General features: G+C 45.3%; 22 protein-coding genes and 1 pseudogene. 11 read left to right on the top strand and 12 right to left on the bottom strand.

Annotated elements, in window-relative coordinates; translation table 11 throughout:
• Positions 1-9: 9 nt before the first annotated feature.
• Positions 10-2,511: a M14 family metallopeptidase gene (locus HDC91_RS17100; RefSeq protein ID WP_183554221.1), complete on the bottom strand. Its 2,502-nt coding sequence runs from the start codon at positions 2,509-2,511 to the stop codon at positions 10-12.
• Between the two features lie 86 nt (positions 2,512-2,597).
• Here HDC91_RS17100 and recQ point away from each other — a divergent pair, with 86 nt between their 5' ends.
• Entirely contained in the window at positions 2,598-4,766 is a 2,169-nt protein-coding gene (gene recQ / locus HDC91_RS17095; protein WP_255476771.1) for a DNA helicase RecQ, read from the top strand.
• Positions 4,767-4,792: 26 nt separating this feature from the next.
• A complete protein-coding gene (murF, locus tag HDC91_RS17090) occupies positions 4,793-6,127 on the top strand; it encodes a UDP-N-acetylmuramoyl-tripeptide--D-alanyl-D-alanine ligase (protein ID WP_221262216.1) in 1,335 nt (444 codons plus the stop codon).
• Positions 6,128-6,140: 13 nt separating this feature from the next.
• Here murF and HDC91_RS17085 read toward each other — a convergent pair whose 3' ends face one another.
• Complete coding sequence (locus HDC91_RS17085) at positions 6,141-7,280, bottom strand: FAD-binding oxidoreductase (protein WP_255476770.1); 1,140 nt, start codon at positions 7,278-7,280, stop codon at positions 6,141-6,143.
• A 106-nt stretch (positions 7,281-7,386) separates the two neighbouring features.
• On the opposite strand from HDC91_RS17085, the gene HDC91_RS17080 reads away from it, so the two are divergent.
• From HDC91_RS17080 to HDC91_RS17070, 3 genes are all read left to right on the top strand, one after another.
• A complete protein-coding gene (locus HDC91_RS17080; RefSeq protein ID WP_183554215.1) occupies positions 7,387-8,103 on the top strand; it encodes a zinc metallopeptidase in 717 nt (238 codons plus the stop codon).
• Between the two features lie 122 nt (positions 8,104-8,225).
• A complete protein-coding gene (locus tag HDC91_RS17075; protein ID WP_183554213.1) occupies positions 8,226-8,885 on the top strand; it encodes a hypothetical protein in 660 nt (219 codons plus the stop codon).
• Between the two features lie 117 nt (positions 8,886-9,002).
• Positions 9,003-9,827 carry an ion transporter gene (locus HDC91_RS17070; protein ID WP_183554211.1) on the top strand — a complete coding sequence of 275 codons (825 nt, stop codon included), beginning with the start codon at positions 9,003-9,005 and terminating at the stop codon, positions 9,825-9,827.
• 264 nt (positions 9,828-10,091) lie between these two features.
• Here the strand turns inward: HDC91_RS17070 and apaG are convergent, their stop codons facing one another.
• Positions 10,092-10,478, bottom strand: coding sequence for a Co2+/Mg2+ efflux protein ApaG (gene apaG, locus HDC91_RS17065; protein ID WP_162430110.1), 387 nt, complete (start codon positions 10,476-10,478; stop codon positions 10,092-10,094).
• 44 nt (positions 10,479-10,522) lie between these two features.
• Positions 10,523-11,515, bottom strand: a complete 993-nt coding sequence (dusB, locus tag HDC91_RS17060) for a tRNA dihydrouridine synthase DusB (RefSeq protein WP_183554209.1) — start codon at positions 11,513-11,515, stop codon at positions 10,523-10,525.
• A 51-nt stretch (positions 11,516-11,566) separates the two neighbouring features.
• On the opposite strand from dusB, the gene HDC91_RS20210 reads away from it, so the two are divergent.
• From HDC91_RS20210 to HDC91_RS17035, 5 genes and pseudogenes are all read left to right on the top strand, one after another.
• Positions 11,567-12,496 (top strand): type II CAAX endopeptidase family protein, encoded by a 930-nt coding sequence (locus HDC91_RS20210; protein ID WP_221262212.1) that lies wholly within the window; start codon positions 11,567-11,569, stop codon positions 12,494-12,496.
• Complete coding sequence (locus HDC91_RS17050) at positions 12,477-12,689, top strand: DUF2007 domain-containing protein (protein WP_162430107.1); 213 nt, start codon at positions 12,477-12,479, stop codon at positions 12,687-12,689. Before HDC91_RS20210 ends, HDC91_RS17050 begins: the two co-directional genes overlap by 20 nt.
• Entirely contained in the window at positions 12,686-13,525 is an 840-nt protein-coding gene (locus tag HDC91_RS17045; RefSeq protein ID WP_183554205.1) for a phosphatidate cytidylyltransferase, read from the top strand. Before HDC91_RS17050 ends, HDC91_RS17045 begins: the two co-directional genes overlap by 4 nt.
• 27 nt (positions 13,526-13,552) lie before the next feature.
• Positions 13,553-14,206 (top strand): annotated as a pseudogene (locus HDC91_RS17040) (phosphatidylserine decarboxylase family protein); the annotation flags it as partial.
• 239 nt (positions 14,207-14,445) lie between these two features.
• Positions 14,446-14,640, top strand: a complete 195-nt coding sequence (locus tag HDC91_RS17035) for a hypothetical protein (protein WP_183554201.1) — start codon at positions 14,446-14,448, stop codon at positions 14,638-14,640.
• Between the two features lie 172 nt (positions 14,641-14,812).
• On the opposite strand, the gene rplS is transcribed toward HDC91_RS17035, so the two are convergent.
• The 8 genes from rplS to HDC91_RS16995 all read right to left on the bottom strand — a co-directional run bounded on the left by rplS (position 14,813) and on the right by HDC91_RS16995 (position 19,384).
• The gene (gene rplS, locus HDC91_RS17030) at positions 14,813-15,160 is read right to left on the bottom strand and encodes a 50S ribosomal protein L19 (RefSeq protein WP_067056587.1); all 348 of its coding nucleotides are present in this window, start codon (positions 15,158-15,160) and stop codon (positions 14,813-14,815) included.
• Positions 15,161-15,369: 209 nt separating this feature from the next.
• Positions 15,370-16,044 carry a tRNA (guanosine(37)-N1)-methyltransferase TrmD gene (gene trmD, locus HDC91_RS17025; RefSeq protein ID WP_183554199.1) on the bottom strand — a complete coding sequence of 225 codons (675 nt, stop codon included), beginning with the start codon at positions 16,042-16,044 and terminating at the stop codon, positions 15,370-15,372.
• A gap of 86 nt (positions 16,045-16,130) precedes the next feature.
• Positions 16,131-16,517 (bottom strand): VOC family protein, encoded by a 387-nt coding sequence (locus HDC91_RS17020; RefSeq protein ID WP_183554197.1) that lies wholly within the window; start codon positions 16,515-16,517, stop codon positions 16,131-16,133.
• 21 nt (positions 16,518-16,538) lie between these two features.
• Positions 16,539-16,739 carry a helix-turn-helix transcriptional regulator gene (locus HDC91_RS17015; protein WP_162430103.1) on the bottom strand — a complete coding sequence of 67 codons (201 nt, stop codon included), beginning with the start codon at positions 16,737-16,739 and terminating at the stop codon, positions 16,539-16,541.
• 12 nt (positions 16,740-16,751) lie between these two features.
• The gene (locus tag HDC91_RS17010; protein WP_183554195.1) at positions 16,752-17,663 is read right to left on the bottom strand and encodes a hypothetical protein; all 912 of its coding nucleotides are present in this window, start codon (positions 17,661-17,663) and stop codon (positions 16,752-16,754) included.
• A gap of 16 nt (positions 17,664-17,679) precedes the next feature.
• A complete protein-coding gene (locus tag HDC91_RS17005; protein ID WP_183554193.1) occupies positions 17,680-18,123 on the bottom strand; it encodes a hypothetical protein in 444 nt (147 codons plus the stop codon).
• 72 nt (positions 18,124-18,195) lie between these two features.
• A complete protein-coding gene (gene rimM, locus HDC91_RS17000) occupies positions 18,196-18,744 on the bottom strand; it encodes a ribosome maturation factor RimM (RefSeq protein ID WP_183554191.1) in 549 nt (182 codons plus the stop codon).
• Between the two features lie 76 nt (positions 18,745-18,820).
• Positions 18,821-19,384, bottom strand: coding sequence for a 30S ribosomal protein S16 (locus HDC91_RS16995; RefSeq protein ID WP_162430099.1), 564 nt, complete (start codon positions 19,382-19,384; stop codon positions 18,821-18,823).
• A 376-nt stretch (positions 19,385-19,760) separates the two neighbouring features.
• Between HDC91_RS16995 and HDC91_RS16990 the strand changes: the two genes are divergently transcribed.
• Entirely contained in the window at positions 19,761-21,644 is a 1,884-nt protein-coding gene (locus HDC91_RS16990) for an SPFH domain-containing protein (protein WP_183554189.1), read from the top strand.
• Positions 21,645-21,690 lie beyond the last annotated feature (46 nt).

Here is a 21,690-nt window from a genome sequence, read left to right as displayed (position 1 = left end):
CTCCCTTTCTTACTGCCCTACCATAAACACGGCATTACTGAACAATAATTTACCATTTTCCCAGAAACTGCGGAACAAGGGGTCGTCCACAAGATAAACAACCGAACCACGACCTAAAGATTGCACACCAAGCAACAGGCCGCTGTTTAGCTTTTGTTTAGATTGCACCCCGGCAAACCCGGCCACGTAACTGTTTTTTTCGATTGTGCCAACGTTCCAGTCGTCTTCGCCAAGCAGCTCGTAAATATCATCGCTAAGCTTCAATGAGTAGTAATAATTGGGGAAACCAAATGCAAGCGGGTGTGTATTATCCATATTTAGCTTAAATATAGCGCCCGGAATGCTCGAGCGGATGGCATCCCGGTTACGGTCAGCATATATTTTAATGACCGGTTTGGATTTCGCATCCGCCTTATCGTCTTTTTTGTTTTCTTTCTTCTTGATGTTAAATCCCTTTTTATCAACCAAGGCAGCAACGGCGTTTTCTATAGCTATTAGTTTGCCGCCATCCCGTATCCAGCTCTGCAAATTGTCTGAAGACAGGTCGTTATACCTTCCGTCGGGCATAATGATCACATCAAAATCGTTAAGTTTTGTGCGGTTGATGTCCTGGTACCTGATCAGGCTAACCGGATAACCTATTTGCTGCTCAAAAAAGTGCCATACCTCGCCCATCGCTTCAGAGTTGATGCCATCGCCGGTAACCAGCGCTACGCGCGGCTGGCGTATAAAGCGCACATCATCCGACCCAATATCCGACCCTTTATCAACAAAGCCCGACGATAACGGCGTAATTTCGTGGCCCATATCAGCGGCTGTCTGGGTAACCACCCGGTCAAAATCAATCTTCTCGTTGCCTGCACGGGTTATTAATAACGACCCGGCCGTAAATTTTTTGCCCTCGGCCTCAAAAGGCATTTCGGCGTAGCGAACCTTAATTTTTTTCTTTAGCAGTGCCGAAAGGAACCTTACGTCGGCAATTGATTGCCATGCCGAAACATAAGCATACGCCCTGGTGTTGGTAAGCGGTTGCGGTTTGGGTACACTCCAGCTGCTTGCCAACGGCTTATACGATTCTTTTATACCGTAGGCTTTCAACCCATAGGCATAAGGCAGCGCCCATGCGGTAATATCGTAAGTAGCCGAATCGGGGATAAAGGTTTTAGGCTCCAACAGCACATGCAGCAATACCGATTTTGGCTGATAGGCGTTCACCACCAAATCGTTGGGGTTTACCGTATACTGCTCAGTTGCGCCGGTAAAATAATTATACCCGGTTATTGACTTATTGGTTAAACCATAACCATACTGTATCCCATTGCGGGCAAACATTTTAGCCAGCTCGTTCACCTTCTCGTTATTGTCGTTTTTAATTACGTAGGTTTTATATACGCCCGGCGGGTTTTGGCGGCTGTTATCGTAAAACTTTTTGAACTCATCTACCACCTTTGTTGCGTTTTGCGACACTATTTCAACCGTACTTAACCCGGTAGTGCGGTGGTGTGCTATACGCTGCGCCAGGGTAAGTGTATCGCCATTACGGGTAACAACAGCCAGGCCGGCGCCTATACCCCCCTGTTCGTAAGTCATCCCTATCGAACCGCTGTATAACGGATAGGTATCCCCATACGATGGATAAAGCAGGTCAAACTCCTGTTTGGTGAAATACATCCACCCGTTTTCATCAAAATGCCTGGCATTGTTTTTTCCAATGGTCACCTGAAAATCTCGCTGCCACTGGGTTATATCCTTATGATAAGGCTCGGCTGCGGGTGCAAAGTAATACGGGTTATTATATCCCTGCTCATGAAAGTCAACATGCACCTGGGGCAGCCACTGGTTAAACAGGGCTACGCGCGCCTGTGTTTCCTTTTGTGCCTGCCATGCCCAGTCGCGGTTAAGGTCAAAATAATAATGGTTAACGCGCCCGCCGGGCCAGGGTTCCAGGTGCTCGCGCGAGGTGGGGCTGGCATCGGGCAACATACCGCGCACCGAGTTATAAAAGTTGGTGTAACGGTCGCGCCCGTCGGGATTAAGGCACGGATCAATAACCACCACGCTGTTTTTTAACCACTCTTTAGTTGCGGTGTTGGCGGGGTCAACAAGGTCAAACAAAGTCCACATGGCGGCTTCGCTTGATGCCGGCTCATTACCGTGCACATTATAGCTTAGCCAGGTTATCGCGGGTTGGTTGGGCATGATAGCCCCGTTTTCCATCCCGGCAAGGCGCAGGTTGTTCTGGCGTATCTCTTCCAGCCGCTTAATATTATCATCAGATGCGATGAACATGGCTATAAGGGGCCGGCCCTCGTTGGTTGTGCCAAATTGCTGTAGCTTCACATTACCGGCAACGCCCGCAACGTATTTAAAATATTCTACCACCCGGTAATGGGGTGTAAATTTTTCGCCGGCCCTGTAGCCCAAAAACTCGGCAGGGGATTGTATATGCTGTGCCGAAACGCTTTGCCAGCAAAGCGCGATAATTACTATAAAGAATAGCCTTTTTAACATGGATAAAATGCTTAGATCAGTAAAGGCTAATCTAAATATATTTTTTTGACGTTTCATCATCAGGCTATTAATTCAAATCTGCACTTTTGCAATACAGCGTAATGACACCCATACAGGCCCTTCAAAAATATTTCGGATACAACCAGTTCAGGCTTTCGCAGGAAGCTATTATAAACAATGTTTTAAGCAAGCAGGACACTTTAGTGCTGATGCCAACCGGTGGCGGTAAATCGCTTTGCTATCAGCTGCCCGCCGTATTGCTGGATGGCCTGACCATAGTGATATCGCCGCTCATCGCCTTGATGAAGGATCAGGTAGATAGCCTAAACCTTACAGGCATACCGGCGGCCTTTTTAAATTATAGCCAAAGCCCCGAGGAGCAAAAGGACGTTGCCAACCAGTTAAAAAACAGTCAGCTTAGGCTTCTGTATGTATCCCCCGAACGTTTATTTGGTTCCGATAACCGCATGATGGCTTTCCTGAAAACGCTTAATGTGGTACAGATAGCCATTGACGAGGCGCATTGTATTTCGCAATGGGGGCACGATTTCCGCCCCGAGTACCTGATGCTGGCCGGGTTAAAAACCGAATTCGCCGGCGTGCCGGTGATAGCCCTTACCGCTACCGCCGATAAACTTACCCAAAAGGATATACTGGAAAAACTTAACCTGCATCAACCCTCGGTCTTCATCTCATCGTTTAACCGCGAGAATATTACGTACCGTGTGAAACCTAAAAAGAGAAGCTTTAACCAACTGCTTGCTTTTTTGAATGAGCGGAAAGAAGATTCAGGTATTATTTATTGCCTGTCGCGAAAATCGACAGAATCGCTGGCCGATGACCTGAAAGAAGAAGGTTATGCTGCAGAAGCGTACCATGCGGGGTTAAGCAACGAGGTAAAGGCCCGCAATCAGGAAGCTTTTTTGAAGGATGAAATAAAGATAATTGTAGCAACTATCGCCTTTGGCATGGGCATTAATAAAAGCAATGTGCGCTACGTAGTGCATATGGACCTGCCCAAAAACATAGAAGGCTACTACCAGGAAACCGGCCGCGCAGGCAGGGATGGTTTACCGTCAGACGCGCTGCTGCTGTACTCGCCCGGCGATGCCATTAAACTTCGCGGGTTTGCCACCGTAGACAATAACCCTCAGCAAAGCGCAATCATGCTAAAAAAGCTGGACGATATGGTCAACTATTGCCAGTTGCATGCCTGCCGTCGGCAGTTTTTAATGCATTATTTTGATGAACCGTTCGCGGATAACTGCGGCGCATGCGATTTTTGTTTGAGTGAGTTTGTAAAGTTCGACGGCACGCTTATAGCTCAAAAGGCGCTATCGGCAGTGGCGCGGTTAAAGGAGCGGTTTGGGGCCAACTACCTGATAGATTTTCTGCGTGGCTCGAGGAGTGAAAAGATCTGGCCAGATCATAAGGCGCTAAAAACTTATGGCGCCGGCGCCGATATTAGCAAAGCCGACTGGCAGCGCTACCTGCGCGAACTGATAGCGCAAGGGTTTTTACGCATCAGCGAGGATGGGTATTCGGCCATACAGCTTACGCCAAAAAGTGAGGCCGTGCTAAAGGGGGATTTGACAGTTGAACTGATAGCGTCAGAAACTACTACCGAACAGGAACAGGAGGCAATAAGCTACGAAGCCGAACTGCTTGCCAACCTGCGTAAAAAGCGCCAGGAGATTGCCCTTGGTGAAAACCTGCCGGCATATATTATTTTATCAGATGCTACCCTGTTGGAAGTAGCCACCTACCTGCCGCAGAAAATGGATGAGCTACGGCTGATATCCGGTTTCGGGGATGTAAAGCTGGCGAAATACGGCCGCGATTTTTTGGCTATAGTCAATAGTTATAGCCGGGAGAAGGGTTTAAAATCGCGCATAGCTCAAAAAGCAGTTAAACGCGAGCGCAAGTCTAAAACGAAGCCTGGCAAACCGTCCGACACTTTTAAGGTAACCTTTGAATTGTACAAGTCAGGCAAAACCGTTGCAGAAATCGCCGGCGAACGGGGCTTATCGCCCACCACCATCGAAGGTCATTTAAGCCGTTTTGTACAAACCGGAGAACTGGATGTGCGCGAATTTGTTAATGAAACCAAGATCCCTGCCATAAAAGACGCGGTTGACAGTTACGGCAGCGAAATGCTTTCGCCCTTAAAAGAAATATTGGGCGAAGCTTATACCTACGGCGAAATAAAGGCCGTTATTGCCTGGATGGATTTTAAGCAGAAAGCCAAAGGCTAAAAGCATATATATTATATTTGTTTTATATGATCACCATCGAACACTTGTATCAACTATACCTGCAGCACCCGGTTATTAGTACCGATACCCGTAAAATAACGCCGGGCAGTTTATTTTTTGCATTAAAAGGTGATAAGTTTGATGCCAACACATTTGCCCAAAAAGCAATTGAGGCGGGTGCGGCATACGCGGTTATTGACAACCCGGACTATGCGGCAGGCGAAAGGTTTTTACTGGTTGAAGACGTGTTAACTGCCTTACAGGATCTTGCAAGGCACCACCGGCGCCAATTAAATATCCCCGTTATAGGACTTACCGGCACTAACGGCAAAACCACCACCAAGGAGTTGATCAATGCTGTGCTGGCGCAGCGTTTTAAAACGCTGGCAACACAGGGCAACCTTAATAACCATATCGGCGTACCGCTTACCATCCTTACTGTTGATAGCTCGCACGAAATGGCTGTGATAGAAATGGGCGCCAATCACCAAAAGGAAATCGCGCTGCTTTGCACTATAGCGCAGCCCACGCACGGCCTGATAACCAATGTTGGCAAGGCCCACCTGGAAGGCTTTGGCGGTGTTGAGGGGGTAAAAAAAGGCAAGGGAGAATTATATGATTATTTAGCTAAGTCCGAAAGTGAGAAAGTGGCTTTTATAAATAGCGACGATAGGGTTTTGCGGGAGATGCAGGAGGCACGAGGCTTAAACAACGTGGTTTACTATGGCAAAAACAGCGATCCGCATAATTTGATAAGCGGTAAGCTCCTGGATAACGCTCCTTTCCTGAGTTTAAAATGGCACAATAAGAACAGCTTATCATACAACGTAAAGTCGCAATTAACAGGCTCGTACAACCTTGATAATATATTGGCGGCCATTTGTATAGGGTCTTTTTTTGGTTTAAATTCTGATGAGATCAACCAGGGGATAGAAGGCTACCAGCCTAAAAACAACCGCTCGCAGATCATGCAAACAGCTACCAACACCCTTATTTGCGATTTTTACAACGCAAACCCAAGCAGTATGTTTGTGGCTATTGACAACCTGGATAAAGTGAAGGCTGAGCGTAAAGTGATGATACTGGGCGACATGTTTGAAATGGGCCTGGAATCGGCTGCGGAACATACCTCGGTTATCCGAAAAGCAATGGGCGCGCATGTTGATGAGCGGATATTTATTGGAAAGGATTTTTCGAGCCAGCAGTCGGAAGTGCAAAACAGCAATCTGCTAAACACCAGCTTCTATCTTACAGCCGAGGACGCTATCATTGGCATAAAACAAAATCCGATAACAAATGCCACTATCCTGATCAAAGGGTCGCGCGGAATGGCGCTTGAGCGATTGGTGGAGTTGTTTTAGCTTTGCCTGCAAATTATGCTTTCATCGCCAGCTGCGCCACTTCTTCTCCAACTAAACTACCCATCGCTACACCCATACCGTTACAGCGCACGGCGGAGAAAACACCAGGCTCAACCTGTTTTACTATGGGTGCTATCTCATCGCCGAAACCCATAATGCCGCTCCACCAATAGTCTATCTCCGTGTTTTGACCGGGCAGGATAACATGATGCAGGTAATCGATCAGTTTTTGTTTAACTACTTCGGTGTGTCCAAATTCCGGGGTTTCTTCCGCGGCAAAGTCAAGGTTACGGCCGCCGCCGAAAAGCACCCGGCCATCAATATTGCGGAAGTAATAATATCCCTGGTTAAAATGGTAAGTGCTCTTTAGTTTTAAACCTGCAACTGCTTTGGTCACCAACACTTGTCCGCGGCCGGGCGTTACCTGCAAATCGGGGTAAAGTTGCCTGGTAAAGGCATTGGTAGCCATAATAACCTTTTTGGCTGTAAAACACCCCTGCAGGGATGTTAACCTAATAAGCGAACCCTCGTTGCGAATGGCCGATATCTCGCACCCATTTAAAACCAATACATCTTTCTGGTAACATTTATTCAGCAGGGTACGCATCATTTTACCGGTATGTATCTGTCCCTCATAAGGATTGTAGATCATCCTATTTACGCCTTTAAACCCAAAGTCTGCAATTTTAGCATCCGCAACTGCATAAATGTCATGCTTATCTATCGCAGGTTTTAACATTATATTCAACCTACCTATGCTATCCATTGCTTCCTGTGCATTGGCTTCTTCACCAGGCATAAAAAGTTCATACCCACCATGCTGGTGATAATTTATATTTTCATCTCCAAGGTTTTGCCGCAGGCGTTGCAGGCCGCGCCATTTATAATTGGCCAGCCGCGCAACTTCCTCTTCTGAGGAATGCTTAAGCGCCTCCAATTGTTCTGAAACCGTGCCAAAGCAGGCAAAACCGGCATTTTTAGTACTGGCGCCGCTGGGTAAAAAGCCGCGTTCCAAAACAAGCACCTTTAAACCCGGGTGCTCCTCTTTTAAATGCAGCGCGGCGCTAAGGCCCACAATGCCGCTGCCGATGATGATCACATCGGCATTATCAATAAACGCGGTACGCTCCCAGTACGAGAAGTTGTTTGACATTAAATCAAAAGTAAAAATGCAAAACAGCGTTATTGCCCAACTCATTTTTTTGAATTATTAATATGGAATACTTTTTGAATTGCGTTATTTATAAAACTATTGAGAAATGATAAACCTACTATTTGTATCGTATAATTCTGCCTGGCTGCTTATGATAGTAATTGCTTTGGTAAGCTTTATTGTGCAGTGGCGTTTTAAAAACAAATTCAAGCAATATTCTGAAATGCCTTTATTATCCGGACTTTCGGGCAAGGACGTGGCCGAACGTATGCTGAAAGATAACGGCATTTACGATGTACAGGTAATTTCTGTTGAAGGCCAGTTAACAGACCATTACAACCCCGAAAATAAAACCGTTAACCTAAGCCCTGATGTATACCACAGCCGCAGCGTGGCGGCTGCGTCGGTTGCCGCGCACGAATGCGGCCACGCCGTACAGCATGCCAAAGCTTATAGCTGGCTTGGTTTCCGCTCGGCAATGGTACCGGTAGTTAACGTAGCATCGACCCTGATCCAATGGACACTGATGATTGGCATTATGCTGCTGTTCTTTACACATAGCCCCTATGTGCTGGCTATCGGGGTTGTTGCGTTAGCCTTAGTAACCCTGTTTAGCTTTATTACACTACCCGTAGAGTTTGACGCCAGCCGACGCGCATTGGCCTGGCTAAATAACAATTATACCGTAATGCAAACCCGCGATGAGCACGAGCAGGCCAAAGACGCTCTTTGGTGGGCCGCCATGACTTATGTTGTAGCTGCTCTTGGTTCGCTGACAACATTGGTTTACTATGCATCGTTCCTGTTTAACCGGAGGGATTAGGTAGAGACGCAAGATAATTGGATTTAAGAATCAAGATAAAAAAGTCGCCCTCAATTACCGGGGGCGACTTTTTTTATGGGTTATTGTAACGCTTTACTTTGCTGCGCCGTCATGCATATGTTATGAAACCGTATGTATGGGTAAGCCTTGTGATAGCGTTGGCGCTGTCGGGCTGCAAAAAAGACAAAAACGATGGGGGCATTATAATACCGCCAAACCCGGTAGAAACCGCGCCGGTAACCGGCGACACGAAGCCTTCATCAGCAGGTATTGTGTACCGCACGCTTGACATGAAGGTAGGTTATCATAAAAATATTTTTTTAGACGCCAATGCCGATGGCATAATAGATATCAGCTTTTCGGGCGTTCTCATTATGCACGATGGCAAGCAGCATTTGTACCTTTCGGCATATGGCAAAACCACCGGGGGAAATAAGCTTTTTGTAAAAAAAGGCGAAGAATTGGTCAATGGCGGCTTATGGGCATATCCTTTTAACAAAGATGAGGTTATTGAGCCAACAGCAGCCAATGAAGTTAAGTTTACCTCACCGCAGCAAAAGGCATCTATCCTGAGTATCATTTCAACCGGGGCTAAAACCCAGGCAGAGGGCCTGTGGGCAAACAAATCAGACAAATACCTGGGGTTTGCTTTAAAGATGAATGGCGAACCTCATTTTGGTTGGCTAAAGATCAGCCACGATATTGTAAGCAACGAAATAATAGTGAGTGAGTACGCATATAGCAAAATTCCGGGCGGGGATATCATCGCCGGCGAAAAATAGTTTTTTTTAGTTTAATTAGTTTAGTGTTAAGGCCGCCTTGTAGGGCGGCCTTTTTTTTACCCGTAGTGCAAGGGCACAGATAACACAAAATCCAAAACATTAATGTTATGTTTAATCATGGCATCAACCGAGGACCAAAAAGACTGGCGTTTTAAGTTGCACGAGGTTATTTACGAAAGTAACACGCGGGCAGGTAAAGCTTTTGATGTTGGCCTGTTGATAGCCATTTTTACCAGCATTATTGTGGTGATGCTGGATAGTGTGCAAAGCATTCATGGCCGGTATGGCCACATTTTTAAATACATTGAGTGGGTCTATACTATACTGTTTACAATAGAATATACGCTCAGGCTCATCAGCATTAAAAAACCCTGGAAATATGTATTTAGTCCGCTTGGTATTATTGACCTTATTGCGCTGATACCGTCTTATTTGAGTATATTTTTTATAGGGGCCCAATCACTCCTCGTATTCAGGGCGCTGCGGCTGCTGCGTGTTTTCAGGATATTTAAGTTGAGCCGCTTTTTAACGGAGATAAATTTTTTAACGGTTGCCTTAAAAGGAAGCCTGCGTAAGATCAGCATATTCCTGCTCACCGTATTATCGCTAACGGTAATATTAGGGTCGGTAATGTACCTGGTAGAAAGGCGCGAGAACGGCTTCTCTAACATCCCCGAAAGTATTTATTGGGCAATAGTTACTATTACCACTGTTGGCTACGGCGATATTTCGCCTGTTACACCTACAGGCAAGTTTGTGGCATCAATTGTAATGCTGATAGGTTATGCCATTATAGCGGTGCCAACGGGTATCCTAACCCACGACCTGGCGATTGCCGCGCGCCAGAAAAAAGAGCTACCGGAATCGTGCCCAACCTGCGGGCGGGAAGGGCATGACGGGGATGCGTCTTTCTGTAAATTTTGCGGTTCTGCTTTATTGTAAATTAATTATTGGCCTTAGTGTAGCGTTTACGCTATCGCCTGCGTAATGAATTTGATCGCCTATTGATCTTGCTTTACTACGTACCGCATATGCCTCTCTGAGATAGCCGGCCAGCTTCTTTAAAGGCAGAATGGTCTTTAGTTTGATCGTTGTTTAGGAAGGCTGCCTTAGGGCAGCCTTTTATTTTTTGGCATAAAAAAGCCCCGGCATCTCTGCCGGGGCGTATATATTTTTATCTTCTTCCAAAAATTGGCGAAGGCCCATTTAATTTAACCTGTACGGCGCTATCAAATAAAATTCCGGGATCTGGACATTAAAAACCGAATTGTCCAGCAAGCGCTCCATCTGGTATTCGCCCTTCATGCTGCCCATATCTGTTTTAAGGTTACAGCCGCTTACATACTCGTGCGAGTTGCCCGGTTCAATCACCGGCTGCAGGCCTACAACACCTTCTCCCTCTACTTCGCGCTTAGCGCCGTTAGAATCAAAAATGTACCAATGCCTGCTTACCAAACGCACGGCATAGTTACCCATGTTCTCGATATTCACCTTATAGGCAAACATAAAGTGGTCATTCATGGGGTTCGAATACTCGGGCTGGTAAATTGTTTCAACTGAAACCTTAACACCTTCAGTTATGGTAGTGGCCATTTTTTATTATCTCTTACTTCAAATATATAGCATAACAACAAATATTACGCCATTTCAAAAGCATATTTTTTTTCTACCTGTGCTAAAATATCCATTATTTCCTCAATGGTACCGGCGGTAACCAATTGCATACGATGCTCTTTAAAATCAGGAACGCCTTTAAAATAATTGCTGTAGTGGCGGCGCATTTCAAAAATGCCCGTCCTGAGGCCCTTCCATTCGATAGATTTCTGCAGGTGGGTTTTGCAAACTTCTATACGCTCGGCAATGGTTGGTTTATCCAAATGCCGGCCGGTTTTAAAGTAGTGTTTTACCTCTCGGAATATCCACGGGTAGCCAATAGCCGCCCGGCCAATCATCATACCATCCACACCGTATTCCATGCGCCAGTTTGCCGCTTTCTCGGGCGAATCGATATCGCCGTTCCCAAAAATCGGGATATGTATCCTGGGGTTCTTTTTTATCTTGCTTATCAGGGTCCAGTCGGCAACTCCCTTATACATCTGCGACCGGGTGCGGCCATGTATGGTTAAGGCCTTTATGCCAACATCCTGCAGGCGCTCGGCAACTTCATAAACATTTTTTGTGTTGTCATCCCAACCTAAGCGCGTTTTCACAGTAACAGGCAAATGCGTAGCGTTAACAACCGCTTTGGTCATGGCTACCATTTTATCAATGTCCTGTAAAAGGCTTGCACCCGCGCCACGGCACGCCACCTGTTTTACGGGGCAGCCGTAATTAATATCCATCAGGTCGGGGCCAGCCTGGGTGGCAATTTCGGTAGCCTCGCGCATGTGGTCGATATCGCTGCCGAAGATCTGGATGCCTATCGGGCGTTCATACTCAAAAATATCGAGCTTTTGCCGGCTTTTAGCGGCATCGCGTATCAACCCTTCCGATGAGATAAACTCGGTGTACATCATATCCGCGCCGTTTTGCTTGCATACGTAACGGAAAGGCGGATCGCTCACATCTTCCATCGGCGCCAGCAGCAGCGGGAATTCTCCTAAATCAATATTTCCTATTTGTACAGACATGGGTTATATTCGTGCAAATTTACGAAATTTAACTATATGGTAAAAAGCGCTGTGAATCAAATATCTCCGGCAAAGCAATTCCTGCTTTTCGTGGCAGTTTTTGGGGCGGTATTTATAGTTGGGAATTTACTGGGCATTGCCATTATTGCGGCAACTTACGGCTTAAGCCTGGTAATGGATATAGCCCGCTTAAACTTTAGCAACCCGCAAAGCATTACAGCGCTATACATTTTACAAATAGTTACTACTACTATCCCTATTTTTGCGGCGCCAATGCTTTTTGCATACTGGGTAATGAAAAACCCGCGCGAGTATATAAAACCAAGCTTCCGTCTCCCCTGGATGCTTTTTGTTATAACTTTTTTGGTGATGCTGATATCATCGCCTTTAATTGAATTTTTGGGCAACCTGAACCAGCAAATGGCGCTGCCCAGGTGGCTGCACGGCCTTGAGCAATGGATGAAGAGCAGCGAGGAAAGCGCCCGCCAGATCACCGTTGCCATACTAAAAATGAATACCGTTTGGGATTGCATCAAAAACATCATCCTTATTGGTTTTTTAACTGCCGTTGCCGAAGAATTTATGTTTAGGGGAGGCCTGCAAACCATTTTTACCAAATGGACAAAAAACACCCATGTAGCCATTTGGGTAACCGCCGCTATTTTCAGCGCCTTCCACATGGAGTTTTACGGCTTTTTGCCCCGCTTGTTGCTGGGCGCGCTGTTTGGTTATTTTACCGCTTACAGCGGCAGCATATGGCCGGCAGTTTGGGGTCATTTTTTAAACAATGGCACCGCGGTGCTTGCAACATACCTTTATCAAAAAAGGCATATTAACGTAAACCCCGACGATACGCATGTATTTAGTTATCCGGCTTATATATTTAGCGGGTTAATTATTATAATTTTGCTGTTAGTTTATAAAAAGATAGCATTGGAGAAAAAAGTTAACCCTGCACTACATGGAAAAGAACTGGGTTAAAATTTATACATCTCAAAACTTTTACCGGTCAGAGATCATCAAACAAGTGCTTACCGGATACCAGATAGATGCGGTGCTGCTTAACAAGCAGGCGTCATCGCACCAGGCTTTTGGCGATATCGAGGTGTATATACACCAGGAAGATTTTAGCCGCGCTATCGAGATCATGATATTGAACCAAATTAATTTATGAAAACACGCGCCATAACGGGCTTTTTTTTTATTATGGTTATGCTTGGGTCGTTTTTACTGGGAAACCATGTATTCGCGGCCTTTTATTTAGCGCTTAGCTGCTTTTGCCTGTACGAGTTTTATTCGCTTATTAAAAAGGATACGGCAACCCCAAACATTCCGGCAGGGATACTGAGCGGCGCTATTCTTTATTGCGCGTTTGCTTTGCTTAACCATGCAGGCATGTTTGGCCAGCCCGCCTTAAAAGGCCTTCATTTAGCCTACGGCTTGCTTTTTATATTTGTGTTGAGCATAGGCCTGGTTTTTATACGCGAGCTGTTTAAAATATCCGTAGCGCCGTTTGCCAACATCGCCTACACCTTAATGGGCATGGCCTTTGTTATTATGCCCTTTACCTTTTTTCATGCGCTGGCTTATATCAATCACGATTACAACTTTCATATACCAATGGCATTTTTACTTATGCTTTGGAGCAACGATACAGGGGCTTACCTGGTGGGCATGAGCATTGGCCGTACAAAGCTATTTGAGCGGCACTCACCAAAAAAAACGTGGGAAGGCTTTATCGGCGGCGTGGTTATAAGCGCCGGGGTTGGCAATATTATCAGCCTGTATTATCCGGAGCTTAGCTGGAAACACTGGGTATCTGTAGGGATACTGATCTCGTGTTTTGGCACACTGGGCGACCTGGTAGAATCTATGTTCAAGCGCAGCATCAACATCAAAGACTCGGGCACCATATTGCCGGGGCATGGTGGTTTGCTCGACAGGTTCGACGGGTTACTGCTGGCAGCCCCGGTTGTATATACTTACTTATACTTTGCTTTAAATTTTTAATTTTGTAAATACTTATTACATTATATAATGACTTTTCATAAAGAAGGATATACATCACTTGCCATTACGGTACTGTTTATATTTGTGCTGAATTTTCTGGTATCGTTTTATTTACCCGAGGCACACGTTGTAAAATGGATAGTTTATATCCTGTCGTTTTTACTGTTTGCAACCATCGTACAGTTTTTCCGCAGCCCTATATTACACATCAAGGCCGAAGAATCGCAAGTGCTTTGTCCTGCAGATGGCAAGGTGGTGGTGATTGAAGAAACCGAAGAAACTGAGTTTTTTAAGGACAGGCGCATCCAGCTATCAGTGTTTATGTCGCCGGTTAATGTGCATGTAAACCGCAACCCCATAAGCGGGGTGATTAAATATTTCAAATATCACCCGGGCAAATACCTGGTAGCCTGGCACCCCAAATCGTCAACCGAGAATGAACGCACTACCGTAGTGACCGAGAACAGCGAAGGCACGCAGATATTGTTTAGACAGATAGCCGGGGCGCTTGCCCGCCGTATTGTATGGTACGTTAAAGAAGGCGACGTAGTTGAGCAAGGCCAGCAATTCGGCTTTATAAAATTCGGGTCAAGGGTGGATATTTTCCTTCCGTTGGGTACCCGCATCAACGTGGAGCTTAACCAGGTAGTAAAAGGCGGGCGTACAGTATTGGCCGAACTAACAAATAATGTCGCCCTGCCCGATGAAACATCGGATGTGATGGAAACGGCGCACATCCCTGAAGTTGATAAACCCTTATCTGACGAGCATGGCGTAGAGACCCTGGTGATAGAACACGATCTGGAGAAAGAGCAGGCCGCCGCTGCAAAAAAGCCTGTAGCAGCCAAGCCCGTAGCGCCGGTAAAAAAACCCGCGACAAAAAAAGAAAGTACAATTAAACCAACAAAACCTAAAAAATAATGAAAAAATTAACTTTAATGCTCGCCTTCGTTTTTTCTGTAGCCACTGTAAATTCATTTGCAGCTGATAAAGACAAGGGCAAAAAAGAAAAATGCAAAGCCGGAAAAGAATGCTGCAAAGACATGAAAAACATGAGCGCTGCCGCCAAAGCCAAATGTGCAAAAAAATGCGCAGACGAGGCAAAAAAGAAATAAGCCGCCTTGCATAGAAAAGCCCCTGCACGTTTGTGCAGGGGCTTTTTTGTGCAGCGTATTGCCACCTCGTAATTGCAGGCGCAGCGAGCGGCACTCTTCAAAACAAAAAAACCCGCACTGAAATGTGCAGGTTTTAATATTGTATATGTATCCGCCTTGCGGCGAAAGATAATTAAACCCTTTTTGATTTGATACGGGCTGCCTTACCGGTAAGGGCACGCAGGTAGTAAAGTTTAGCGCGACGTACTTTACCAACGCTGTTAACTTCAACTTTATCGATATTTGGAGAGTTGTAAGGGAAGATACGCTCAACACCTATGCCGTTAGAAACTTTACGTACGGTGAAGGTTTCGCTGTTACCAACGCTGTTACGTTGTAACACAACACCCTGGTAAACCTGTATACGCTCTTTATTACCTTCTCTGATTTTATAATGCACGCTAACAGTATCACCGGCCTTAAACGACGGGAAGGTATTCTTAACTACTGATTGCTCTTCTACAAATTTTACTAAATCCATGATTTTTAGCTCTTAAAGCGATTTTTAACCCGTAAAAATCGGAGTGCAATAATAAGGATATTATTTGAATTTTGAAAACCTATTTTAAAAATTTCCACAATTTGTGTTTTGTCCACAAGATGCGTTGATTTTTGGGTAATTTAGTTGATTATAAGGGTAGTTTAAATCATGCTACTATTCACCATTTAACCAATCAACTCCTCCCTGATTTACTCCAACAGATCGGGCCGGCGTTGTTTAGTCCGCTCCAAAGCTTGTTCAAAACGCCATTTTTCTACCTCGGGGGTGTTGCCGCTTAATAATACTGCCGGTACCTTGTGCCCGTTCCAGTCGGCCGGCCGGGTGTAAACCGGGGCATCGAGCATGTCATCCTGGAAAGAATCTGACAGGGCCGAAGTTTCATCGCTCAGTACGCCCGGTATCAACCTAACTACGGCATCAACCAGTACCGCTGCAGGCAGCTCGCCGCCCGATAGTACATAATCGCCTATCGAGATCTCGCGGGTAACGTAAATGTCGCGGATACGCTGGTCTATCCCTTTATAGTGGCCGCACAAAATCATGATATTTTGTTTAATGGATAGTTGATTGGCTATCCCCTGGTTCAGCGTTTCGCCATCAGGGCTCATAAAAATAATCTCGTCGTACTCGCGTTCGCTTTTCAGCTTATCAATGCAGGCCGCAAATGGCTGTATGGTCATCACCATACCACTGCCGCCGCCGTAAGGGTAATCGTCAACACTTTTTTGCTTGCCTGTAGCATAGTCGCGCAGGTTATGCACCACAATTTCGGCAACGCCTTTTTTTTGGGCGCGCTGTAAAATGGAGTGGGCAAAAGGGCTTTCCAGCAAGCCCGGCAAAACAGTTATGATATCGAAACGCATGGGGCAAATTTAGTGATTAGTGATTGGAGAATAGAGATTAGTTTTGATCTGGATTCTTGAATCCTGACTCTTGCTTCTTGACTCTCTTAAATCTCCTTCTGTATTTGCCAGCAATGCCCAAACGGATCGATGATATCGCCCTGGCGTAACCCATAATCAAAGTCCTGCACTGGCGAGGTTATTTTGGCCCCGGCAGCTACCGCCTGTCCTACAACCGAATCCACATCATCTACAAAAATATTTACCGATACCGTGCTGGCACCGGCTTTTTGCGGACTTATCAGCCCGGTTTCCCATTGCTCGTGCAGATGAAAGATGACCCCGTTTATAGAAAACTCAACCACGTGGATACTGCCGTCATCATTGCTGAAGCGCCGCAGTTCTTCGGCGCCAAAGGCACGGGTGTAAAAGCTTACATCGGTTATGCCATTTGGGATGATCAGCATGGGTGCAAATGCTACTTGTGTTGCCATACGCTAATTTATACAATAGTTTTAATCGCCATCTTCCAGTTCAAAGATAGCCTCTACAGGTTTATCAAATACCCGGGCAATTTTCAAGGCCAATACTGTTGATGGCACGTATTTGTTGCTCTCGATGGTATTAATGGTTTGGCGCGATACCCCAATGGCATCGGCCAAATCGGCTTGTGTTATATTTTTTATGGCGCGTTCTACGCGCAGTGTATTTTTCATGATTTGCGCGGGTTATAAAATGCCAAGCGTTAAATTGTTTTTTTGCTCATGCCCATCCTCCTGCTTGATCTTATATAACCTGTAATTAAATACCAGTAAAAATATGGCGGGAATGGTTGATAGGTTTATCAGCATTACCAAAATAAAATCGGGGCCATAAACAAGCACACTGCTAACGATTAAAATAATGTAATTAGCATATACCGCGATTTGCATGGCACTTAACCGCACGCTGCTAATGTATTCGTCTTCCTGCTTTTCTTTTGAATACACCCATAACAGCATTGCAAATGGCAGCACGTACAGGATATCCCCACTCAGGTCATCGTTACTATTGGTTATTGCCGATATGGCCACTATCAAAATTAATACGACCGTTAAAATTTTACCCAGTAACCGGTAGGGCTTATTGGGTAAAAACCTTACAGCACTTACAGTATATTCATTTTTACTTTTAAAAAGCAAGTAATAAAAGCGGCCTATAAAAATTATAAGCGGTGTAAACAAGTTGTATATCATAAACGCAAACTTATCGCTAAATAGGTCAACCACGTCTTCTACTCCTTTTATATTGATGTACGCGTTTAATAAACTAAGTGCCATAAATAAGGCATAACAGGCATAGTTAACCAATATACCCCAATACAGGGCATTAAGCCGTATTTTGGCCGTTAGCTCGTCCTCATGTTTTTGCTTGCTAAAAGCAATAAATAGTAAACCGGTAATTACCAGGGCAAGCGCCAGTTCGTTGGTAAAGTTTTCGTAGGCCGGCAAAAAAAGCTCGCTGCTTTTTCTGAGCTGCATGCCAAAATCAGGTATCTTATAATCGTTGTATACTGTTAAGTAACCCAGCACCAGGCCCGGAATAGTTAAAAGCCATCCTATGGCCCTTAATCTATGTGGAAATAATAAGTTCGGTCTCATGGTATTAAGGTTTTAATTATGATAGGTCGTTTTCTTTCCCGGCGTCCTGGTTCAGGCGATAGATCATCCAGCGAAAACGGATTATGAAAAATGCAAGCGGCGCCCAAACCGACATTAAAATTATGTGCATCAGCTCCATGGTGTTGGTAAATATAACCGCAACAGCCAGTAAAAAATAATTTAAATAAACCGCCCATTGTAACGACTCCAGCCTGATAAGCGATATATGCTCGTCCTCTGTTCTTTCTTTTGAAAAGGCGATGAACAATAGCCCGAAAAGCAGGAGTAATGCGGTAATGTCATGAGAGAGCTTCATGCCGGGTTCTGGGTCGTGATGCAGTTCTTGCGCAAAACCGTGCGGGTGCAATATTTTAAAAAGGATAGCGAACAGGATAACCGCTATAAAACAGCCGTACCCTATTTTTCGGAAATAATGAGGGAATAAGAATCGAGGTTTCATGATTGTAAAGTTTGATTTACCAAATGTAAAACAAACTTTACAAATGTCAAATATATTTGACATTTTTATTTTTTAATAATCCGGAGAGGGCGCCGATCCTTCTAAATAAACATCCAACAGTCCTTCCGGCAGGTCGATGTATATTTCGCCGCCTTCCACATCGATGCCTTTAATGATCTCTACATTAAGCGGAAACAGTACTTCTTTATTTTTAAAGTTAACCGATGCGATGAGTTGCTGCGGGTATTCAACCACATCCAGTATCTCGCCCAGTTCGCCGTGGGTTTCGTCAACGGCAATAAAGCCCTTTACGTCTTTAAGGGTAAATTCTTCTTTTTTCTTCTTAGGCTTTACCTTATTGGGCAGGTAAATATCCTTTTTTACCAGCATCGCGGCTTTTTCAATGGTATCAACGTCCTCAAGGTTCAGGTAGGCCTGGTTTTTTTGCAAAAACTTTATCGAGCTTACAAAGTACGGCACCAGTTTGCCGGCAATATCCACAAACAACGATTTGATCTTGATATTATCGGCACCGTCAAAATCAATGTATACCTGCATTTCGCCCTTAAGGCCCTTGGTTTTTAAAATGCTGCCCAGCCTGAAACAATCCTCGGTTTTCATATAATAACTTTAAATAACAATGGCGAAGAACCGTTGGGTTGCTTCGCCATTTTCTTTAGAACTTACGTCCAAATAATTACTCTGCGCTTTCTGCTTCAGTTTCGGTATCGGCAGCAGCGGCTTCTCCTTCAGCAGGTGCTTCTGTTTCAGCTACAGCTTCTTCTTCTACTTCTTCAGCTACAGGAGCGTTCTTAGCAGCAATTGCTGCAGCTTTATCTTCTTTCTTTTTAGCTTCAGCAATCAAAGCCAGTTTGCGGGCTTCGTCTTTTGCAGCGTTAAGATTTGATTTTTTACCTGTTATTTTGCTGTCTTTTTGGTCTAACCACTCAGCAAATTTAGTTTCTGCCTGCTCTTCGGTTAAAGCACCTTTTTTTACACCGCCTTGTAAGTGTTTTTTGTATAATACGCCTTTATATGACAGTATTGCACGGCAGGTGTCTGTTGGCTGTGCGCCATTGTTAACCCACTCAAGCGTTTTTTCGAAATTGATGTCGATTGTAGCCGGGTTAGTGTTAGGGTTGTATGAGCCTACACGCTCAATAAAACGACCGTCTCTTGGAGCACGGGCATCTGCTACTACGATGTAATAAAAGGGTTTGCCTTTTTTACCGTGTCTTTGCAGTCTGATCTTAGTTGCCATTCTTTAGTTTTTATGTATTCAACATTATCCCCGGAGTTCTTTCTGCGGGGATGCAAAAGTATGAATTAATATTTATATATAAAAGGCTTATAATTAAATAGTAACGGCCGTCCTTTTCACTGCCGCGTGGTTTATTGATCAACGGTTACCAATCGCGGGATAATTTTGTGAGGTCTGATGCCTTTAAATCATATTATCTCCTACCCTAATCAAGTTCCATATATTCCCAAAAGCTCTAAAAACATTTCATTAGAAGCCGTAACAAGGGAAGAGTATGGCTATCATAATATCGCTATATAGCCAAGGTCTTATAAAGCTATAAGTTATTGTGAGGGGCCCGCACCTTAAGGGCCCCGTTAAATAAATCAAAAAACAAATGTCTGAAACAATTATTCAACTCTGGTGGGTGTTCCTGCTGGTTGGCGCTCTGGTGCTTTACAAATTTGTATTGCGCGTTTTATGTGGTATGATCATCGTTCCTGATGACCGTATCGGTTTGGTTGTTAAAAAATTTACCCTTTATGGGAACAAGCGGCTGCCCGATGGCCGTATCATCGCTATTAACGGCGAAGCGGGTATGCAGGCAAAACCGCTTGCCCCGGGATTGTACTGGCGCATGTGGCCGTGGCAATATGTAATTACCATGGAGCAATTCACCATTATCCCGCAGGATAAACTGGGCCTGGTAAAGGCTAAGGACGGCGCGCCAATGGATATTGGCCGTGTACTGGGCAAACCTGTAGATTGCGATAAGTTCCAGGACTCGCAAGCCTTCCTGGAAAACAACGGGCAAAAAGGCCCGCAGGCGGCGTTTTTAACGCCTGGTAGTTATCGTATCAACACTTTTTTGTTCGAAATAATTATGGTGCCTACCACCAGCATCCACGAAAATAAGGTGGGCATAGTAACCACGTTAGATGGCGAGCCGTTAGAAAAAGGCGAAATAGCCGGCGGTTCCGTCGCTGGCCACCGTAACTACCAGGATCCAATGGCCTTTATCAAGGCCGGCGGTAAAAAAGGTTTGCAGGAGGACGTTATACTGGCGGGTACCTATTATTTAAACCCCTGGTTCGCAATTGTAGAACAGGTAGAGATGGTGCATATCCACATCGGTTTTGTGGGTGTAGTAAACTCCTTTGTAGGCCCCGAAGGTAAGGACACCAGCGGCGTGGGCTTTACACACGGTAACATCGTAAAAAAATACCAAAAAGGTGTTTGGGACGAGCCGCTCGACCCAGGCAAGCACCCGGTAAATATCTACACACATACGGTAGAGATTGTACCTACTACCAACATTGTGCTTAACTGGGCAAATAGCCGTACCGAAAGCCATGAACTTGATAAGAACCTGTGTACAATCAGTGTACGTTCATCAGATGGGTTTACTTTTAACCTGGATGTTTCGCAGATCATTCACATTCCGCGAAACGAAGCGCCGAAAGTAATAGCCCGTTTTGGTAACACTAAAAACCTGGTATCGCAGGTGCTGGAGCCTACTATTGCCAACTACTTCCGTAACTCGGCTCAAAAAAGTGGCGTTATCGAGTTTTTGACCAACCGGTCACAGCGGCAGGAAGACGCACGCGCGCAGATCACGAAGGTGCTGAACGAATATAACGTAGAAGGTGTAGATACCCTGATAGGCGACATTGTGCCGCCCGAAGCCCTGATGAAAACCCTTACCGACCGTAAAATAGCCGAACAAGAGCGTGTTACTTACGAGATACAAAAAAGCGCGCAGATAGAGCGTAAGGAATTTGAAAGCGCCAAAGCCGGTGCCGATATGCAGCCCGAAGTGGTAAAATCAACCCGGCAGGTAGAAATAAACACCCAAATGGCGGCTTCCAAAGTGGCCGCAGCAAAGGGCGATGCGGAATCGAGGGTGATCAACGCTAAGGCGGATGCTGAAAATAAGACCATTATAGCCAGAGCCGATGCCGAAGCTAAAACCATTAACGCTAAGGCAGATGCCAATGCTACCGAGGTAAATGGCAGTGCAGATGCCGGTAAAATAAAGGCCATAGGTTTAGCCGAAGCCGAGGTTACCAAACAAAAAACCGAGGCCATGGGTACCGAGCAATATGCAATAGTGCGTGTAGCCGAGGCTTTAGCAAGCAATGGTATTAAACTGGTTCCCGAAATTTTGGTGAGCGGGCAAAACGGTGGCGGCAACGGCATGATAGACGCCCTGATTGGCTCAGAAATGCTCAAAAAATTACAGCGCGAAGGTGAGGCAAAAGCGCAGGAGCCGCAGGCGTAATCGCCGCCTTAAAAATTAAAAAAAGCCGGAAAAAACTCGAAAATTT

The organism is Mucilaginibacter sp. AK015 (assembly GCF_014200785.1).
Lineage (GTDB): Bacteria > Bacteroidota > Bacteroidia > Sphingobacteriales > Sphingobacteriaceae > Mucilaginibacter.
This window is presented reverse-complemented; position numbering and strand designations above follow the sequence as displayed.

Coding starts and splice junctions, on each gene's coding strand:
- HDC91_RS17100 (WP_183554221.1), bottom strand. CDS start 2,511: ATGTTAAAAAGGCTATTCTTTATAGTAATTATCGCGCTTTGCTGGCAA.
- murF (WP_221262216.1), top strand. CDS start 4,793: ATGATCACCATCGAACACTTGTATCAACTATACCTGCAGCACCCGGTT.
- HDC91_RS17085 (WP_255476770.1), bottom strand. CDS start 7,280: ATGTCAAACAACTTCTCGTACTGGGAGCGTACCGCGTTTATTGATAAT.
- HDC91_RS17080 (WP_183554215.1), top strand. CDS start 7,387: ATGATAAACCTACTATTTGTATCGTATAATTCTGCCTGGCTGCTTATG.
- HDC91_RS17075 (WP_183554213.1), top strand. CDS start 8,226: ATGAAACCGTATGTATGGGTAAGCCTTGTGATAGCGTTGGCGCTGTCG.
- HDC91_RS17070 (WP_183554211.1), top strand. CDS start 9,003: ATGGCATCAACCGAGGACCAAAAAGACTGGCGTTTTAAGTTGCACGAG.
- apaG (WP_162430110.1), bottom strand. CDS start 10,478: ATGGCCACTACCATAACTGAAGGTGTTAAGGTTTCAGTTGAAACAATT.
- dusB (WP_183554209.1), bottom strand. CDS start 11,515: ATGTCTGTACAAATAGGAAATATTGATTTAGGAGAATTCCCGCTGCTG.
- HDC91_RS17050 (WP_162430107.1), top strand. CDS start 12,477: ATGGAAAAGAACTGGGTTAAAATTTATACATCTCAAAACTTTTACCGG.
- HDC91_RS17045 (WP_183554205.1), top strand. CDS start 12,686: ATGAAAACACGCGCCATAACGGGCTTTTTTTTTATTATGGTTATGCTT.
- HDC91_RS17035 (WP_183554201.1), top strand. CDS start 14,446: ATGAAAAAATTAACTTTAATGCTCGCCTTCGTTTTTTCTGTAGCCACT.
- rplS (WP_067056587.1), bottom strand. CDS start 15,160: ATGGATTTAGTAAAATTTGTAGAAGAGCAATCAGTAGTTAAGAATACC.
- trmD (WP_183554199.1), bottom strand. CDS start 16,044: ATGCGTTTCGATATCATAACTGTTTTGCCGGGCTTGCTGGAAAGCCCT.
- HDC91_RS17020 (WP_183554197.1), bottom strand. CDS start 16,517: ATGGCAACACAAGTAGCATTTGCACCCATGCTGATCATCCCAAATGGC.
- HDC91_RS17015 (WP_162430103.1), bottom strand. CDS start 16,739: ATGAAAAATACACTGCGCGTAGAACGCGCCATAAAAAATATAACACAA.
- HDC91_RS17010 (WP_183554195.1), bottom strand. CDS start 17,663: ATGAGACCGAACTTATTATTTCCACATAGATTAAGGGCCATAGGATGG.
- HDC91_RS17005 (WP_183554193.1), bottom strand. CDS start 18,123: ATGAAACCTCGATTCTTATTCCCTCATTATTTCCGAAAAATAGGGTAC.
- rimM (WP_183554191.1), bottom strand. CDS start 18,744: ATGAAAACCGAGGATTGTTTCAGGCTGGGCAGCATTTTAAAAACCAAG.
- HDC91_RS16995 (WP_162430099.1), bottom strand. CDS start 19,384: ATGGCAACTAAGATCAGACTGCAAAGACACGGTAAAAAAGGCAAACCC.
- HDC91_RS16990 (WP_183554189.1), top strand. CDS start 19,761: ATGTCTGAAACAATTATTCAACTCTGGTGGGTGTTCCTGCTGGTTGGC.